This is a genomic window from Klebsiella sp. I138, from assembly GCF_051131765.1.
In the GTDB taxonomy this organism is placed as follows: domain Bacteria; phylum Pseudomonadota; class Gammaproteobacteria; order Enterobacterales; family Enterobacteriaceae; genus Klebsiella.
This window is the reverse complement of record NZ_CP180447.1, coordinates 3574106-3591964: the sequence shown is the minus strand read 5'-3', so window position 1 is coordinate 3591964 and position 17859 is coordinate 3574106. Positions and strand designations below refer to the sequence as shown.

Below are 17859 nucleotides of genomic sequence, written 5' to 3'. Positions count from 1 at the left end.
TTCTCTTCGAGAGGTGCGTGCGGAAAAATACCCCCATCGAACCTCAAGGAGTCACTATGCCCACCGCTCGTCACCTGCTTGTTGCTTCACTTTCTCTGCTGGCTGCCACCGCCACCGCGCAAACTCACTATGCCTGGGTTGGCACCTATAATCCTAATGGCGAAGGCCTGTACCGTTTTACCGTCGATGGTAAAACCGGGGCGCTGCGCGATAAAGCTCTGGTTAGCTCGCTGCCCAACGTTGCCCAGCTCACCGTGTCGCATGATGGTAAAACGCTGTATGCCGCCAGCGAAGTGGAAAAGGGCGTGGTGCAGGCGTGGCGGATTGAAGCTAACGGTGAACTGACCGATCTCAATCAGGTCTCTTCTGCGGGAGCCGGGCCGGTCTATCTGTCGCTGACGCCGGATGGCCGTCATCTGCTGGTGGCAAATTATGTCAGCGGCACGGTAGCGGTGCTGCCGATCAAAGAAGATGGCAGCCTCGGTGAGGCGGTGGATACCCATCAGGATCAAGGCCCCGCTGGCGCGGAGCGACCGGCTGCGGCCGCAGAAGGCAGTTTTGCCATCAGCGATCACAATGGGCCGCATGCCCATATGATTGCGGCGGATCCGAGCGGGAAATTTGTTTTTTCTACCGATCTTGGGCTGGACAGAATCTATCAGTACCGGCTGGACAATAGCAGCGGCAAGCTCACGCCGAACGATCCGCCGTTTATCGCCGCCTCTTCTGCCGGCGCCGGACCGCGGCACTTTGTCTTTACACCGAAAGGTGATGGCCTGTGGCTGATTAATGAAGAATCCTCGACGCTGACGTTCTATCATATTGATAAGAAAAGCGGACTGCTGCGCGAAGGCAAGACTATCTCCGCGCTACCAAAAGAGTACAAAGGGACCAGTTTCGCGGCGGGCCTGACGCTGAGCGCCGACGGGAAGCAGCTGTACGTGGCCAACCGTTTACACAACAGCATTGCGCATTTTAGCGTGATGGCCGACGGCAGCCTGAGCCATCAGGAAGATATCTGGACCCGTGGCGACTACCCCCGGACGCTGACGCTGGATAATCAGGGGCAGTGGCTGTACGTCATGAACCAGCGTAGCGATAATATTACCCGCTTCAGCGTGGCGCCTCAGAGCGGCAAGCTGACCTTTGCCCCGGAATACACGCCGGTAGGCAGTCCATCACAGATGGTGATATCCGCTCAACCTTGAGCCGTAAGATGAAGGAACTGACATGCGATTTCCCAACCAACGTTTAGCGCAACTGTTTACTTTGCTGCAAAACGAAACGCTGCCCCAGGATGAACTGGCGCAGCGGCTGTCGGTTTCTACCCGCACCGTGCGCGCCGATATTACGGCGCTTAACGCGTTGTTAGTGAAGTACGGCGCACAATTTATTCTTGCTCGCGGCAGCGGGTATCAACTCAAAATCGATGACCCGTCGCGCTATCAGACCCTGGAAGAGAGCGCGCCGAAGCCGCAGCATATTCCACGCACCGCCCAGGACCGCATCAACTTTCTGCTGGTCCGCTTTTTGACCTCTGCGTTCTCCATCAAGCTCGAAGATCTGGCGGATGAGTGGTTCGTCAGCCGCGCGACGCTGCAAAGCGATATGGCCGAAGTGCGTGAATGCTTCCAGCGCTATCAGCTTACCCTGGAGACCCGCCCACGGCACGGCATGCGGCTGTTCGGCAGCGAAGTGTCGATTCGCGCCTGCCTGACCGATCTGTTATGGCAGCAGGCGCTACAGGGCGGGGTCAACCCGTTAATGGATGAGGAAACGCTGAATTCAGATGTGCAGGAACAGCTTGGTGACGAACTGCAGGAGATTCTGACCCGGCACCATGTGCGCCTGACCGATGAAGGCGAGCGGTTTATCCGGCTGTATAGCGCAGTGACGGTGCGCCGCGTCAGCCAGGGCTATCCACTGGCAGAGTTTAGCGCAGAAGGTGTCGCGCAAAACGTGCGTGATGCCGCGCGGGATCTGGCCGCCGTGCTGCAACAGCTGGCGGGAAAAGTACTCTCTCCGGCTGAAGAAGAGTGGCTGTGCGTGCACCTTGCAGCCCGCCAGATTCAGGATGTCGACCCGGGTACGATCAGCGCCGACGATGGTGAAGCGCTGGTGAACTATATCCTGCGCTATATCAACAGCCAGTATAACTACAACCTGCTGGACGATGCCCAGCTACATGCCGATCTGCTGACCCACATTAAGACCATGATCACCCGGGTGCGCTACCAAATCATGATCCCCAATCCTCTGCTTGATAATATTAAGCAGCACTACCCGATGTCGTGGGACATGACCCTGGCAGCGGTGACCAGCTGGGGGAAATATACGCCCTATGCCATCAGCGAAAACGAGATTGGGTTCCTGGTGCTGCATATTGGCGTCGGGCTGGAACGTCATTACAACATTGGCTATCAGCGTCAGCCGCGGGTGCTGCTGGTATGTGACACCAGCAATGCGATGGTGCGCATGATCGAAGCCATTTTGCAGCGTAAATATCCGCAGTTAGAAATTGCTGCAACCCTGTCGCAGCGGGAGTATGAACAGCTGACGGCGGTGGCGGAAGATTTTGTTATCTCGACCGTGCGTATTGGCGAAAAGGATAAGCCGGTGGTGACGATTGCCCCGTTCCCGACCGATTATCAGCTGGATCAGATAGGCAAGCTGGTGCTGGTGGACAGGACCCGACCATGGGTGCTGAATAAATATTTCGATGCGGCCCATTTTCAGGTCATTGATGCGCCTATTGACCAGCAGACGTTGTTTGCCGGGCTGTGCCAGCAGCTACAGCAGGAAGGATTTGTCGACGCCGGGTTCCATGACTCCGTCGTTGAACGTGAAGCGATCGTCAGTACCATGCTCGGTGACGGGATTGCGCTGCCCCATGCCCTGGGGCTGCTGGCACAAAAAACCGTGGTCTATACCGTGATTGCGCCGAACGGCATCGCCTGGGGAGACGAAACCGCACATATTATTTTCCTGCTGGCGATCAGCAAAAGTGAATATGAAGAGGCGATGGCGATCTACGATATTTTCGTGACCTTCCTGCGCGAACGCGCAATGGCCAGACTGGCCGCGACGCGCAGTTTTGATGAGTTTAAAACGGTAGCGATGGAGTGCGTCAGCCGTTTTTGATCCTGTCTATCTCAAATGGTGGACTACCTGATTGCTGCTGCCGCGCCAGATAAGCGCCGGGTCTTTTAAATCCTGGACAAACTTGCCATCAACCAGCACGTTAATCAGATCAACCACTTCCCGCTGCGCATCGTTCAGTTCGTCCAGCTTGTAGCCGGTCCAGACCCAGATATCCTTGCCGGGGCATTCGGCGAGAATGCGGCGCACCAGTGCGAGGATCTCCGGCACGTTCTGCGGATGTAGCGGATCACCACCGGACAGGGATATCCCCTGGCGGGCGATCCGCGTGTCGTTGAGGTCGGCGATGATACGGTCGGCCATCTCGGGCGTGAACAGCAACCCGGAGTTGAGCCGCCAAGTGCTCTTGTTATAGCAGCCGGGGCATTCGTGGACGCAGCCTGAGACAAACAGGGTACATCTTGTCCCTGGTCCGTTGACGATATCTACAGGGTAGTACTGGTGGTAATTCATTTTCGCTTCTCAATTAACGCCATTGCTGCGTTGGCTGCGCTCACTCACCCTGGTTACTGAGCGATGTCAGCGCCCAGGGATTCTTTCGCTTGCCGCCAGGTTCTGACGTCAATTGCTGTGCGAAAAGCGAAAACCAACCCAGACGTGTAGCCCGGCCAGGTGCATAGCACCGCCCCCGGGAACGGCTCCCGAGCGCAACACCTCCGGGCATTAAACGGCTGACGATTAGCCGAGTTGACCGTTGCCGAGGTGTTTGACGCGGCGCTTCACCTCTTCCTGCTTGCCGGCGTTGAACGGGCGGGCGTCAGGGCTACCGAGATAGCCGCAGACCCGGCGAGTCACCGACACGCGGGCGGCATCGTGGTTGCCGCATTTCGGGCAGGTAAAGCCTTTACTGGTACATTCGAACTCACCGGTAAAGCCGCACTCATAGCATTCGTCGATTGGCGTGTTGGTACCGTAATAAGGGACGTGCTGATAGCTGTAATCCCAGACATCTTCCAGTGCTTTCAGATTGTGCTGAATATTCGGGTATTCGCCGTAACAAATGAAGCCCCCGTTCGCCAGCGGCGGGTATGGCGCTTCAAAGTCGATCTTGTCGTACGGGTTAACCTTTTTCTCGACATCGAGGTGGAAGCTGTTGGTGTAGTAGCCCTTATCGGTCACGCCCTCAATAACACCAAATTCGGCGGTATCGAGACGGCAGAAGCGATCGCAGAGGTTTTCGCTCGGCGTGCTGTACAGGCTGAAACCATAGCCGGTCTCATCTTTCCAGCGGTCAACGGCGTCGCGCAGACGCTTGACGATGGCGACGCCTTTTTCACGCAGCGCGTCGCTGTCATACATATGCTGGTTGCCGGACAGCGCGTTGATGGTTTCGTGGATACCGATGTAGCCCAGCGAAATGGAGGCGCGACCATTTTTAAAGATCTCTGACACATCGTCGTCGGCCTTCAGACGTACGCCGCAGGCGCCTTCCATGTACAGGATCGGTGCCACGCGAGCTTTCACTCCTTCCAGGCGAGCGATGCGCGTCATCAGCGCCTTGTAAGCCAGCTCCAGACGGTTATCCAGCAGCTTCCAGAAGGTGGCTTCATCACCTTTGGCTTCCAGCGCAATGCGTGGCAGGTTCAGGCTGATCACGCCAATATTGTTACGGCCATCGTGGATTTGTTCGCCGTTTTCCTCGTACACGCCGAGGAAACTGCGGCAGCCCATCGGCGTTTTAAATGAACCGGTAACTTTTACGACCTGATCGTAGTTGAGGATGTCCGGATACATGCGCTTACTTGCGCACTCCAGTGCCAGCTGTTTGATGTCGTAGTTGGCGTCGCCGAACTTATGGTTCAGGCCGTCGCGAATCGCGAACACCAGTTTCGGGAACACCGCGGTTTTGCGGTTTTTGCCCAGACCAGCGATGCGGTTACGCAGAATTGACTGCTGAATCAGGCGGGATTCCCAGCTGGTACCGAGACCAAAACCAAAGGTGACGAACGGTGTCTGCCCATTGGCGGTATGCAGGGTATTCACTTCGTATTCCAGCGACTGGAAGGCGTCGTAGCACTCTTTCTCGGTGCGAGAGCGGGCATAGCCTTCCGCATCCGGGATCTGCCATTCTTCGGCGATTTTACGATGCTTTTTGAAGCTTTCACTGACGAACGGCGCCAGCACTTCGTCGATACGGTTAATGGTGGTGCCGCCATAAATATGGCTGGCCACCTGGGCGATAATCTGTGCCGTCACCGCCGTGGCGGTCGAGATTGATTTCGGTGGTTCAATCTCAGCATTGCCCATTTTAAAGCCGTGAGTCAGCATGCCTTTCAGATCGATAAGCATACAGTTGAACATTGGGAAGAACGGCGAATAGTCGAGGTCGTGGTAGTGAATTTCACCGCGTTCATGGGCAAGCACCACATCGCGCGGCAGCAGGTGCTGACGAGCATAATGTTTGGCGACGATACCGGCCAGCAGGTCGCGCTGGGTCGGGATGACTTTGCTGTCTTTGTTCGCATTTTCATTGAGCAGGGACGAGTTGGTTTGCTCAACCAGACCACGAATTTCCTGATTCAGGCGACCGCGTTTTTCACGCTCGATGTCGCGGTCGTGGCGATATTCGATATAGGCTCGGGCCAGCTGTTTCCACGGGCCAGACATCAGCTGGTTCTCAACGGCAGTCTGAATCTCGTTGATATCAACCTGGCTACGGTCCTGCATTTGCTGGCTGACGACTTCTGCGACGGTGGCGCAATAGTCTGCGTCATCGACTCCCGCTGCTTTAGCTGCACGCAAAATTGCTTCTTTAATGCGCTCAGATTTGAACGGCACTTTACAGCCATCACGTTTCATCACATGCGGTGTCATGATCACTCCATACTTTATAAAACAGGTTATCCACAGAGGCGGAAGTCTCACCGATGCCGCGGGGGCTATACCTGCCGCCGTTTTGCTCCGGTTCTGGCCCTTTTTATCCACATCCCACCACCGCCAAAGAACGATGAAATGTGCTGACATAATAGACGATTAATACAAGATGTAGGGCCGGGACGCATTTTAAGTTCTATATGTAGTGATTTGCATCAAAGATGTTTGCGATTTTATTGATGCAGAACAAAGTAAAAAGACGAGAGTACGGATGGTGGGCGCCTGGGGCAAATGTAAATTTATATGACTATAAAACAAGCAGAAACGGGCCTGAATGCAACGTTTTCAGGCCGGGGTCGTGTTGCGTCAGGCCATCAGGGTGTCGTTGAGGAGATCGACCAGCAGTAGCAGAGAGTAGCGTGCCAGCTGTGGGTTATCAGGGAGGGGAATAATATCGGCGGCCATATTGGCCAGCGTGTGCTTTTCCGGCGTCAGGGCGATGATGGTTACGCCCTGCGTCCGCGCCTGGAGCGTGGCGCTTTGTAAAATCGTATCGGCTTCGCCGGTCACCAGCACCAGCAGCAGATGATCATCGCTGAGGGTGCTGGCGGTCATACGCATCAGCGCAGTGTCCTGGCACAGGTTAATGGCAACGCCGGAAGGCAATAGCTGATGCTGGAGCAGCGACGCCAGGGCGGTATCCTGTATGCCGAGCGCAAAGCAGTGGACGGCCCGGGCGGTTTGCAGGCGGGATTTGAGCTTCTCAACAGCGGTTTCCGAAGTGTGCGCCAGCTGCTGTGTGAGGGTATCGCCGAGATGGGTCAGTTTTTCCCGCCAGGCGGCAGGCAGGGCATCGCTGCCCGGCGTTAGCCAACTGGTGCGGCGCTCGCTGGCCTGCGCCAGCTGCTTGCGCAGATCGCGGATATCCTCGCAGCCGACGGAGCGGGCAAAGCGGGTGATGGTAGCCGGACTGACGCCGGCGCTGGCGGCCAGTTCGTCAATAGATGCGCTGGCGGTAAAACTTAGGTTTTTCAGGATAAACGCGGCGACCCGCGACTCCTGAGCGCTAAAACGAACTAACCCTTCCTGCAACTGCCCTACGATATCCATCCTGATCGTCCCTTTCTTCGGAATACATTTTGAAAATATTTTTCAAGCACCGTGTAGTGCTCTTTATAGCACCAGAGTGGGGTGTCGCCTAACTCCAGGGCAGTTTATCCGAGATAAATCGGAAAAAAATGATGAAAAAGTCATCATCGATCACATTGATGAAAATTATTTTCATATAGCCTTCACTCTCACACAATCTTAACAATATATTCATGTATGCCTTGACGGGCCAGATCACGAAACCACTAGAGGAAAAAGCGATGCAACGAATTGTTCTGTGTTGTGCGGCGGGCATGTCGACCAGCATGCTGGTCAGCAAAATGAAAACGGAAGCGCAGCAGCGCGCTCTGTCGTTGGATATTTATGCGGTGGCGGTGGCGGAGTTTGAGCGCGAGCTGGCCAATGCCGACGTGATCCTGCTGGGGCCACAGGTGAAGTATGAAGCCGGACGCCTGAGTGCGCTGGCCGCTCCGCACGGTAAGGCGGTGGCGGTGATTGATATGGCCGACTACGGCATGATGCGCGGCGCTGCCGTGCTCGATAAGGCGCTCGCACTGCTTAATCACTGATTTTTCTCTCTTAAACCTGAACCATCACGCGCAATCATGCCGACTGCGTGCGGCTCTCTGCATGCCGAAAAGAGGTCTCTATGCAAACACTGAAAATCGCCGTGATTGGCGGCGGCAGTAGCTACACACCGGAGCTCATTGAAGGAATTATCGTTCGTTATGAACAGCTTCCTGTTACGGAGCTGGCGCTGGTTGATGTTGAATCTGGCAGGGGGAAGGTCGAGATTATCGCCGCGCTGACGCGGCGGATGTTAAAACGCAAAGGGCTGGAGCACGTTACCGTTAGCGTCCACTTTACGCTTGATGATGCAATTCGCGGGGCCAGCTTTGTCTTAACTCAGCTGCGCGTCGGGCAACTGGCGGCGCGTGCCGCGGATGAACGCCTCGGGCTGAAATATCATCTGCTGGGTCAGGAGACCACCGGCGTCGGCGGGTTTGCTAAAGCGCTCAGGACCATCCCGGTTATCCTCGACGTCGCGCGGAAAGTCGAAGCGTTGGCGCCGGAGGCGTTTATTCTCAATTTTACCAACCCGGCGGGAATTGTCACCGAAGCGGTGAGCCGCTACAGCAAGGCGAAGATCATCGGCCTGTGCAACGTGCCGATTAATATGCAGCACATGATAGTCGGCATGCTGGGTGCCAAAGAAGACGAGGTCAAACTGCGTTTTGCCGGTCTCAACCATATGGTCTGGGTGCATAAGGTGATGCAGGGGCGGGAGGATGTCACCCGTCGGGTGATCGACATGCTGTGCGATGGCCAGGCGCTGTCGATGAATAACATCAAGGAACTGCCGTGGCCGGCGGAATTCCTGCGGGCGCTGAACGCGATTCCCTGTCCGTATCACCGTTATTTCTGGCTGACGCCGGCGATGCTGGCCGAAGAGATTGCGGCTGCGCAGTCCAAAGGCACCCGCGCCGAGCAGGTGATGAAAGTCGAACACTCGTTGTTTGAGCTGTACGCCGACCCGGAACTGGATGAGAAACCGGAACAGCTCAGCTTCCGCGGCGGCGCCTATTACTCCGAAGTGGCAGTGGAACTCATCAACGCTATCCACAATAACCTCGGCAAAGAGATGGTGGTGAACACCCGGAACAACGGCGCGATTCATGGGCTGGATGATGACGCGGTGGTAGAGACGAACAGCATTATTGATGCGCAGGGCGCGCGTCCGCTGGCCTTTGGTGCACTGCCTCCGGCGATGAATGGCCTGACGCAGCAGGTGAAAGCGTTTGAACGGCTGACCATTGAGGCCGCGGTCCACGGCTGTCGGGATAGCGCCCTGCTGGCGCTGGTAACTAATCCGCTAGTGGGGAATGTCACCGATGCTCAAGCGCTGCTGGACGAAGTGTTAACCATAAACCGTCAATGGCTGACGCAATTTAACTGACCGTTATTTCCTTCGGGGATCGCAAATGTCGAACACTACCTTCATTGAACGTTACGTCATGCCTGCGGCGCTGAAATTCGCCGGGCAAAAACATGTCCTGTCCGTGCGTGATGGCATCATTCTTAATATGCCATTTATGCTGATCGGCTCATTTTTCCTGATTTTTGCCTATCTGCCCATTCCGGGCTACGCCGATATGATGAGCGGCCTGTTTGGTGACGTCTGGCGCGATAAAATTCTCTACCCGGTGAAAGCGACCTACGACATCATGGCGCTGATCTCCAGCTTCGGAATTGCTTACCGGCTGGCGGAGAAATACCGCACGCTGGACCCGCTCACCGCGGGTGCCATGTCGCTGGTGGCCTTTGTGATGACCATTCCACAGCACACGCTGTTTACTCCGGTTCACGGGGCGTCAGAGGTTATCAAAGGGGTGATTCCTGTTGGACTGGTCGGCAGTCAGGGGCTGTTCGTTGCGATCGTGATTTCGCTGCTTTCCACCGAGATTTATCGTTTTGTCGCCGGGCGTAATCTGGTTATCCGTATGCCGGACGGCGTGCCGCCGGCGGTGGCGAAGTCCTTCCTCGCACTGATCCCCGGCTTCTGTGTACTGGCGGTGGTGCTGGCGCTGCGTCTGATCGTGGAAGCTTCATCGTTCGGCGACATTAACAGCATGATCGCGACGATTATCGGCATTCCAATGCATCATGTGGGTGGCACACTGCCGGGAATGATCATCTCGGTTATCCTGATTGGCATTCTGTGGACGCTCGGCCTGCACGGCGATGCCATCGTGCTGGTGTTTATCCAGCCGGTGTGGCTGTCGAACATGTCAGAAAACCTGACCGCGTTTCAGAACGGTCAGCCGATTCCGCATATCATCACTCAGCAGTTTTATGACCTGTGGATTGCTCCCGGCGGGACCGGGGCGCTGCTGGGGCTGGTGATTTTTATGCTATTCCGCAGCCGTAGCCAGCAGATGAAACAGCTGGGGAAAATTGCCGCGCCGGGGGCGCTGTTCAACATCAGTGAGCCAATGGTTTTCGGTATTCCGCTGGTGATGAACCCCTATTTTTTCCTGCCGTTTATTCTGACGCCGGTGCTGCTGGTTATTGTTTCGTATACCGCGATGGCGACCGGGCTGGTAGCGCCGCCTGCGGGGATTGCGCTGCCGTTTACGACCCCGATTTTCATCAGCGGCTATCTGGCGACGGGCGGGCATATTTCCGGGACTATTCTGCAGGTGGTAAACCTGAGTATTTCACTGGTGGTCTATTACCCGTTCTTCCGGGCGTGGGATCGTCTGAAGGCGAAAGAGGAACACGCTTCTGCACAGGTGGAAACCAGCACCACGCGCGCTGCGGTTGAACGCATCTAATGCCTCTACGGTCTTGTTCCCGGAGGCGCCGCTTGACGCGCCTCCGGGCTAGCGGATCACAACCTTCTGTGACCCGGTATCGGGGAAATGTTACTCCTGCAGCCACCATACGGCTTCAAATGGACGCAGGGTCATTGCCGCAGGGCGGTTGGCTGCCTCCGCGTAGTTACTCATCAGGACCCGCCAGTCGCCGGTCAACTCCTCCGGCTGCCAGCTCTGGAACTCGCGGCTCAGGTTCGCCGCGACGACCAGCGTTTTCCCTTGCCATTGGCGACGATAGCACCACAGCGACGGATGTTCGGGTAACAGATCCAGATAGTCGCCCCAGATTAGCACCGGCGTGGTTTTGCGCAGCGTAATCAGCTGTTGATAGGCGTAGAAGACGGAATTCGGGTCAGCCAGCGCCGCGTCGACGTTGATCGCCTGATAGTTATCGCACAGCGCAATCCACGGCTCGCCGGCGGTAAATCCGCCCTGTTCACGCTTGTCCCACTGCATCGGCGTACGGCTGTTATCGCGCGATTTACTGGCCAGAATCGCCAGGAGCTCATCGGGTGCCTGTCCCTGCGCCGAGCGCTCAATAAACATGTTATGGCTTTCGACGTCGCGATAGTCGCTGATGTGCGAGAAGTGAGGATTGGTCATGCCAATCTCTTCGCCTTGATAAATATAGGGGGTGCCCTGCATGCCGTGCAGCACCATCGCCAGCATTTTCGCTGCCGGCACCCGGTATTCGCCCTCATCGCCGAAACGTGACACGATGCGCGGCTGATCGTGGTTACACCAGAACAGCGCATTCCACGCCCGGTTGTGCATTCCCTGCTGCCAGTGGGTGAACAGCGCTTTTAGCGCGACATAGTCCGGGCGCGCCAGGGTCCACTTTTCGCCGCCGGGGTAATCCACCTTCAGGTGATGGAAATTAAAGGTCATCGACAGCTCGCGGCCATCCTGCGCCGCATACTGCTGGCAATGCTCCAGCGAGGTGGAGGACATCTCACCGACCGTCATCAGGTTACGCGGGGTGAAAACATCGCGGCTCATCTCCTGCAGAAATTCGTGAACCCGTGGGCCGTCGGTATAAAAACAGCGGCCATCGCCCTGGGCATCCGACGGGAAGGTCTGATCTTTCGAAATCAGGTTGACCACATCAAGACGCAGGCCGTCGACGCCGCGGTCTGCCCAGAACTCGCACACCTTTTTGAGCTCCGCGCGGACCACCGGGTTTTCCCAGTTGAGATCCGCCTGCTCCGTGGCAAACAGATGCAGATAATACTGCCCGCTCTCGGCATGCCACTGCCAGGCGTTACCACCGAATTTTGAACGCCAGTTGTTCGGCGGCGTTGCCGGTTCGCCGTCGCGCCAGATATAAAACTGGCGGTAAGGACTCTCTTTCTTGAGCGATTCGCGGAACCAGGCATGTGCGGTAGAGGTATGGTTAAAGACCATATCCAGCACAATGCGGATCCCGCGAGCTTTGGCCTCGGCCACCAGTTCGTCGAAGTCTTCCAGCGTGCCGTAGGTTGGATCGATGGCGGTGTAGTTGGCGACATCGTAACCGTTATCAATCTGCGGAGAGACGTAAAATGGCGTCAGCCAGATAGCGTCCACGCCGAGCTTTTGCAGATAGTCGAGGCGCGAGGTCACCCCGCGCAGATCGCCGGTGCCGCTGCCGGTCGTATCCTGGAAACTCTTCGGATAAATTTGATAAATAACGCCGTTTTGCCACCAAAAGGGAAGGGTATTCATATCGCTTTCCTGCTACAACGAAGGGGCGCCATCGCGCCCCGGAAGAAAAAATCAGACAATCTGTAACGTGCCCTGACGGAACTTACGCTGGTACACGAGGACGGTAAGGGCGATTGGCACCACTACCGCGATGACCATCGCTAATCCGAACACCTGCCAGTAGGTTGGCTGGATGGAGAGGATGCCCGGCAGTCCGCCGACGCCGATACCGTTCGCCATGACGCCGTTCAGGCCGCACAGCAACCCAGCCAGGCCGGAGCCGACCATCGCGCAGAGCATCGGGAAGCGGTATTTCAGGTTGATCCCGTACATCGCCGGTTCGGTGACGCCGAGGTAGGCCGAGATCGCGGCCGGTACGGAGATCTCGCGCTCATTCTGCTTGCGGCTGGCGATAATAATGCCGACGACCGCCGAAGCCTGTGCGATGTTGGAGAGCGCAATCAGCGGCCATACCGGCGTACCGCCCATGCTTTGAATCATCTGCATGTCGATTGCCAGCGTGGTCTGATGGACCCCGGTAATAACCAATGGCGCATAGAGGAAGCCGAACAATGCGGCACCAATCGGCGCGAAGCTGCCGGTCATCAGGTGACGTACTGCAAAGGCGACGCCGTCGCCAATCATACGGCCAAACGGGCCGATAAAGGCGTGGGCGAGGAACACCGCCAGAATCAGGGAGCAAACCGGCACCACCACCAGATACAGGTAGTCAGGGACGATGCGTTTCAGGCGTGTTTCAATGAAGCCGAGCGCCAGGCCCGCCAGCAGCGCCGGGATGACCTGCGCCTGATAGCCGACCTTAGCAATCGTAAACAGGCCGAAGTTCCACACTTCCGGCACCTGCTGACCCAGCATGTAGGCATTCATCAGCTGCGGAGAGACCAGGGTAACGCCGAGTACGATACCGAGGATCGGCGTGCCGCCCATTTTTTTCACCGCCGACCAGCAGATACCGACCGGCAGATAGAAGAAGATGGCTTCGCCAATCAGCCACAGGAAGTCATAAATGGTTTGCAGCGACGGGTGCATTTGCGCCAGCGTCTGCCCGTTACTCATCGGCAGATCGCCGATCACGTTACGGAAACCGAGGATCAGACCACCGCTGATTAGCGCCGGCAGCAGCGGGAAGAAGATCTCGGCAAAATGCGAGATCAGCTGTTCGTGCCACTTCATATTTTGCCGCGCCGCCTGCTTGGCCTGCTCTTTATCCGCAGAGGCTTTGCCGGTGGTGGCCAGCAGGGCTTTGTAGTAATCGCCGACTTCTGTGCCGATCACCACCTGGAACTGCCCGGCGTTGGTAAAGCAGCCCTTTACCATGCGCAGCTGTTCGATTTCTTTCGGTTTGGCGATGGCCGGATTATTCAGCACAAAGCGCAGACGGGTAATACAGTGGCTGACGGTAGCAATGTTATCGCGCCCGCCCACCAGTTCGATTAATTTATCGATGTCCTGCTGATTTACTTTGCTCATTATGAGGCCTCAAAACAGAGGGAAGAGATTGCGTAATGACCTGAGATGAATCCTAACCGCTCCGCCTGACTTTCAAAATGGGAACGTTCCCGAAACGCAGCAACGATCACATAAATCCAACAAATGGGCTTAAATCAGCGCGGCGGGGATCACTATCTGCCGGGGTTCTGCCTGGCCGCCGATCTGGGCGATCAGCTGTTGAGCCGCCTGGCGTCCAGCCTCGGCATAGCCAGGATTCACGGTCAGGATTTCCGGGTGGAGGAACTTCATCAAAGGCGTGCTGCCGACGCTGGCGACCTGAAGATCCGCGATCCGCTGCTCTTGCAAATACTTACTGGCGCCGAGTGCGAGAGTATCGGTGGCGCAGAGCAGGGCGCTGGTTTCGGCGGTCAGCACGCTGGCGACATTTTCATAGCCCTGTTTCATCGCCAGCCCCGGCAGGGCGGCGGATGGCGTCAGCTGATGCTGTTCGCAGAAGTTGAGGTAGGCCTGATGGCGGCGCTGTCCGGTAGTGACGTCGCTATGCGGCACCCCGAGGAAGCTGATATGACGATGCCCGTTATCGTACAGACGCTGCATCAGCATGTTCACCGCGCCGTTATCGTCGTAGCAGACGGAGGCGAATCCCGGCGCGTCGCGAGCCAGCAGCACCATCGACTCTCGCCACGGCGTCAGCATCTCTTCGGTGATGCCGGTAAAGCCGAACAGCACCACGCCATCGATATTGCGACGGGCGAGGATCCCAAGATGCTCGCCAACCAGCGCCGGGGAGAACTGGCTCTCCATCATGATAGGATCGTAGCCCTGCTCGTAGAACGCGGGCAGCATGGTCTGTACGGCAAGGTTTTCCGACAATGAATCCAGACGGGTGACGATAATCGCCACCACTTTGTCACTTTGGCCACGCATTGCTCGTGCTGAGCGGGAGGGCGAGAAACCGTGCTGCTGCATAACCGCTTCGACCCGCTCGCGGGTGCGCTCGTTAACGCCGCTTTCGTTATTGAGCACGCGGGATACCGTCGATTTCCCGACGCCGCTTAAGCGCGCGATATCTTTGATGGTCAGCCGGTTTTGCATGCAGAGGTCTCGTCGTGATCCGATTATAGTGAGCCTAATGCTACTCAACCAAACCGCAATGAGCAAAGTCTGGTTTACGTCTGGTTTAGTTCCGAGGGGTTATCATTGATACAGAGGCTATAAATTGCCTGTTTGTCGCGGTATACTTCGCACCGTTTTTACTCACTTACCGGAGATATTATGGACCCCGATCCCACTCCTCATCCTCGATGGAGTTATATCCTTTTCCGGTAAGCCTGCTTAGCACTGCTTTACCGGAAGCGTAAAGCAGTGACGTCCTTGATGTCCCTGCCATAAAAAAATAATACCTGACAGGTAAGGTTTTAGCGTGCCTGCCTGTTTTGCTGCGTTCGCCTGTGCGAGCGTGGAGGGACTGTTTATGCTGAAAAATATTACCCGGCAGCTGTTTGCACAGCTCAGCCGCCATTTGCCGCGCCGTCTGGTTCAGCGCGACCCGTTACCTGATGCCCGTAACCTGGCCAGCGCCCCGATTCCGGATTCGTTAGGTAAGCAGTGCCTGAACGTGGCGGCGATGGATGAAAATGAAATCTGGCGTGCCTTCGAAAGCCACCCGGAAGGGCTTAACGACGCCGACGTTACGCAAAAACTTGCTCGCTACGGTGACAACCAAATTCCGGCGCAAAAACCGGCGCCGTGGTGGGTGCATCTCTGGACCTGTTACCGCAATCCTTTTAACCTGCTGCTGACCGTGCTGGGCATCGTCTCCTACGCCACGGAAGATCTGTTTGCCGCTGGCGTGATTGCGCTGATGGTAGGGATCTCGACGCTGCTTAATTTCGTTCAGGAAGCCCGCTCCACCAAAGCGGCGGATGCCCTGAAGGCGATGGTCAGCAATACCGCAACGGTGCTGCGGGTGGTCAACGAGCAGGGTGAAAGTCGCTGGTGCGAACTGCCGATCGACCAACTGGTGCCGGGCGATATCGTGAAGCTCTCGGCCGGGGATATGATCCCGGCAGATCTGCGTATTCTGCAGGCGCGAGATCTGTTTGTCGCCCAGGCGTCGCTGACCGGTGAATCGCTGCCGGTAGAAAAAGTGGTGCGCAGCCGCGACCCACAGCAAAGCAACCCGCTTGAGTGCGATACCCTGTGCTTTATGGGGACCAACGTGGTGAGCGGGTCGGCGCAGGCGATGGTCTTTGCCACCGGCGGCAACACCTGGTTTGGCCAGCTCGCCGGGCGGGTGAGTGAGCAGGAAAGTGAACCCAATGCGTTCCAGAAGGGCATCAGCCGCGTCAGCATGTTGCTGATCCGCTTTATGCTGGTGATGGCGCCGGTGGTTCTGCTGATTAACGGCTACACCAAAGGCGACTGGTGGGAAGCGGCGCTGTTCGCTCTTTCAGTGGCCGTGGGCCTGACGCCAGAAATGCTGCCGATGATTGTCACTTCAACCCTGGCACGTGGGGCGGTGAAGCTGTCGAAACAAAAAGTTATCGTGAAACACCTCGATGCTATCCAGAACTTCGGCGCGATGGACATCCTGTGCACGGATAAAACCGGTACCCTGACCCAGGATAAAATCGTGCTCGAAAACCATACCGATATCTCCGGTAAGGTTAGCGAGCGCGTCCTGCACTCCGCGTGGCTGAACAGCCACTACCAGACCGGGTTGAAAAACCTGCTCGACAAGGCCGTGCTGGAAGGCGTGGACCTGGAGGCGGCTCGCCAGCTTTCTGAACGCTGGCAGAAAATCGATGAGATTCCTTTCGACTTTGAACGCCGCCGCATGTCGGTGGTGGTGAGTGAGCAGGAGGGCGTTCATCAGCTGATCTGCAAAGGTGCACTACAGGAAATCCTCAACGTTTCGACCCAGGTGCGCTACAACGGTGAAATCGTGCCGCTGGACGACACCATGCTGCGCCGCATCCGGCGCGTCACTGATACCCTGAATCGGCAGGGGCTGCGCGTAGTGGCGGTAGCGACTCGCTATCTGCCGGCGCGGGAAGGCGACTATCAGCGTGCTGACGAGTCCGATCTGATTCTTGAAGGCTACATTGCTTTCCTCGATCCGCCGAAAGAGACGACTGCTCCGGCACTGAAAGCGCTGAAAGCCAGCGGGATCACCGTCAAAATCCTCACCGGCGATAGCGAGCTTGTCGCGGCGAAAGTGTGTCATGAAGTCGGTCTGGATGCCGGCGAAGTGGTCACCGGCAGCCAGATTGAAACCCTGAGCGATGACGAACTGGCGTCGCTGGCCAAACGCACAACCCTGTTTGCGCGTCTTGCCCCCCTGCATAAAGAGCGCATTGTGACGCTGCTTAAACGCGAAGGCCATGTGGTCGGCTTTATGGGCGATGGCATCAACGATGCTCCGGCGCTGCGGGCGGCGGATATCGGTATCTCCGTAGATGGGGCGGTGGATATTGCGCGTGAAGCTGCGGATATCATTCTGCTGGAAAAAAGCCTGATGGTGCTGGAAGAAGGGGTGATCGAAGGTCGCCGTACTTTTGCCAACATGCTGAAGTACATCAAAATGACCGCCAGTTCGAACTTTGGTAACGTCTTCAGCGTACTGGTAGCGAGCGCCTTTTTGCCGTTCCTGCCGATGCTGCCGCTGCACTTACTGATCCAGAACCTGCTGTACGATGTATCCCAGGTCGCCATTCCGTTTGATAATGTCGATGACGAGCAAATTCGTAAACCGCAGCGCTGGAACCCTTCGGAACTGGGGCGCTTTATGGTCTTTTTTGGTCCGATAAGCTCGATTTTCGACATTCTGACTTTCTGTCTGATGTGGTGGGTCTTCCATGCCAACGTGCCGGAAGCACAGACGCTGTTCCAGTCGGGCTGGTTTATTGAAGGGCTGCTGTCGCAGACGCTGATTGTACATATGATCCGTACACGGCGGATTCCGTTTGTTCAGAGCCGCGCCGCGTGGCCGCTGTTTGCCATGACCCTGGTGGTGATGCTGGTGGGCATTGCGCTGCCGTTCTCGCCGCTGGCGGGGTATCTGCAACTGCAGGCGTTGCCGCTGAGCTACTTCCCGTGGCTGATTGCCATTCTGGCAGGCTACATGACGCTGACTCAGATGGTGAAAGGCTTCTACAGCCGTCGCTACGGCTGGCAATAACCCCTCTCTGTGCCGACCTCTCTCCCTGCCGGGAGAGGGGTCTTTTTTGGCATTTCTCTT

General features: G+C 56.7%; 13 protein-coding genes. 7 read left to right on the top strand and 6 right to left on the bottom strand.

The features are described from left to right. Positions 1-56: 56 nt before the first annotated feature. The gene (locus ACMYSK_RS16745) at positions 57-1208 is read left to right on the top strand and encodes a lactonase family protein (RefSeq protein WP_434637040.1); all 1152 of its coding nucleotides are present in this window, start codon (positions 57-59) and stop codon (positions 1206-1208) included. 22 nt (positions 1209-1230) lie between these two features. Then, the gene (locus ACMYSK_RS16740; protein ID WP_434637038.1) at positions 1231-3141 is read left to right on the top strand and encodes a BglG family transcription antiterminator; all 1911 of its coding nucleotides are present in this window, start codon (positions 1231-1233) and stop codon (positions 3139-3141) included. 6 nt (positions 3142-3147) lie between these two features. Here ACMYSK_RS16740 and nrdG read toward each other — a convergent pair whose 3' ends face one another. From nrdG to ACMYSK_RS16725, 3 genes are all read right to left on the bottom strand, one after another. Next, positions 3148-3612: an anaerobic ribonucleoside-triphosphate reductase-activating protein gene (gene nrdG / locus ACMYSK_RS16735; protein WP_434637036.1), complete on the bottom strand. Its 465-nt coding sequence runs from the start codon at positions 3610-3612 to the stop codon at positions 3148-3150. 225 nt (positions 3613-3837) lie between these two features. Beyond that, positions 3838-5973, bottom strand: coding sequence for an anaerobic ribonucleoside-triphosphate reductase (gene nrdD, locus ACMYSK_RS16730; protein ID WP_434637035.1), 2136 nt, complete (start codon positions 5971-5973; stop codon positions 3838-3840). 366 nt (positions 5974-6339) lie between these two features. Next, positions 6340-7083, bottom strand: coding sequence for a MurR/RpiR family transcriptional regulator (locus tag ACMYSK_RS16725; protein WP_434637033.1), 744 nt, complete (start codon positions 7081-7083; stop codon positions 6340-6342). A gap of 305 nt (positions 7084-7388) precedes the next feature. On the opposite strand from ACMYSK_RS16725, the gene ACMYSK_RS16720 reads away from it, so the two are divergent. The 3 genes from ACMYSK_RS16720 to celB all read left to right on the top strand — a co-directional run bounded on the left by ACMYSK_RS16720 (position 7389) and on the right by celB (position 10418). Continuing rightward, positions 7389-7652 carry a PTS sugar transporter subunit IIB gene (locus tag ACMYSK_RS16720; RefSeq protein WP_434644172.1) on the top strand — a complete coding sequence of 88 codons (264 nt, stop codon included), beginning with the start codon at positions 7389-7391 and terminating at the stop codon, positions 7650-7652. A gap of 80 nt (positions 7653-7732) precedes the next feature. After that, on the top strand, positions 7733-9040 hold the full coding sequence (locus tag ACMYSK_RS16715) for a 6-phospho-beta-glucosidase (protein WP_434637032.1): 1308 nt from the start codon (positions 7733-7735) through the stop codon (positions 9038-9040). A gap of 25 nt (positions 9041-9065) precedes the next feature. Beyond that, a complete protein-coding gene (gene celB / locus ACMYSK_RS16710) occupies positions 9066-10418 on the top strand; it encodes a PTS cellobiose transporter subunit IIC (protein ID WP_434637030.1) in 1353 nt (450 codons plus the stop codon). A 90-nt stretch (positions 10419-10508) separates the two neighbouring features. On the opposite strand, the gene treC is transcribed toward celB, so the two are convergent. The 3 genes from treC to treR form a co-directional block, all read right to left on the bottom strand. Continuing rightward, positions 10509-12164: an alpha,alpha-phosphotrehalase gene (treC, locus tag ACMYSK_RS16705; RefSeq protein ID WP_434637029.1), complete on the bottom strand. Its 1656-nt coding sequence runs from the start codon at positions 12162-12164 to the stop codon at positions 10509-10511. A gap of 51 nt (positions 12165-12215) precedes the next feature. After that, complete coding sequence (gene treB / locus ACMYSK_RS16700) at positions 12216-13634, bottom strand: PTS trehalose transporter subunit IIBC (protein ID WP_434637027.1); 1419 nt, start codon at positions 13632-13634, stop codon at positions 12216-12218. A gap of 129 nt (positions 13635-13763) precedes the next feature. After that, the gene (treR, locus tag ACMYSK_RS16695; RefSeq protein WP_434637025.1) at positions 13764-14711 is read right to left on the bottom strand and encodes a trehalose operon repressor TreR; all 948 of its coding nucleotides are present in this window, start codon (positions 14709-14711) and stop codon (positions 13764-13766) included. Between the two features lie 180 nt (positions 14712-14891). Between treR and mgtL the strand changes: the two genes are divergently transcribed. Both mgtL and mgtA read left to right on the top strand, forming a co-directional pair. Next, on the top strand, positions 14892-14945 hold the full coding sequence (gene mgtL / locus ACMYSK_RS16690) for a mgtA regulatory leader peptide MgtL (RefSeq protein ID WP_155417144.1): 54 nt from the start codon (positions 14892-14894) through the stop codon (positions 14943-14945). Positions 14946-15090: 145 nt separating this feature from the next. Next, positions 15091-17799: a magnesium-translocating P-type ATPase gene (mgtA, locus tag ACMYSK_RS16685; protein WP_434637023.1), complete on the top strand. Its 2709-nt coding sequence runs from the start codon at positions 15091-15093 to the stop codon at positions 17797-17799. Positions 17800-17859 lie beyond the last annotated feature (60 nt).

Bases quoted from the DNA above. Each gene is read 5' to 3' on its own strand.
- ACMYSK_RS16720 (WP_434644172.1), top strand. From the start codon at position 7,389: ATGCTGGTCAGCAAAATGAAAACGGAAGCGCAGCAGCGCGCTCTGTCG.
- celB (WP_434637030.1), top strand. From the start codon at position 9,066: ATGTCGAACACTACCTTCATTGAACGTTACGTCATGCCTGCGGCGCTG.
- ACMYSK_RS16740 (WP_434637038.1), top strand. From the start codon at position 1,231: ATGCGATTTCCCAACCAACGTTTAGCGCAACTGTTTACTTTGCTGCAA.
- ACMYSK_RS16725 (WP_434637033.1), bottom strand. From the start codon at position 7,083: ATGGATATCGTAGGGCAGTTGCAGGAAGGGTTAGTTCGTTTTAGCGCT.
- ACMYSK_RS16715 (WP_434637032.1), top strand. From the start codon at position 7,733: ATGCAAACACTGAAAATCGCCGTGATTGGCGGCGGCAGTAGCTACACA.
- nrdG (WP_434637036.1), bottom strand. From the start codon at position 3,612: ATGAATTACCACCAGTACTACCCTGTAGATATCGTCAACGGACCAGGG.
- nrdD (WP_434637035.1), bottom strand. From the start codon at position 5,973: ATGACACCGCATGTGATGAAACGTGATGGCTGTAAAGTGCCGTTCAAA.
- treC (WP_434637029.1), bottom strand. From the start codon at position 12,164: ATGAATACCCTTCCCTTTTGGTGGCAAAACGGCGTTATTTATCAAATT.
- ACMYSK_RS16745 (WP_434637040.1), top strand. From the start codon at position 57: ATGCCCACCGCTCGTCACCTGCTTGTTGCTTCACTTTCTCTGCTGGCT.
- treB (WP_434637027.1), bottom strand. From the start codon at position 13,634: ATGAGCAAAGTAAATCAGCAGGACATCGATAAATTAATCGAACTGGTG.
- treR (WP_434637025.1), bottom strand. From the start codon at position 14,711: ATGCAAAACCGGCTGACCATCAAAGATATCGCGCGCTTAAGCGGCGTC.
- mgtA (WP_434637023.1), top strand. From the start codon at position 15,091: ATGCTGAAAAATATTACCCGGCAGCTGTTTGCACAGCTCAGCCGCCAT.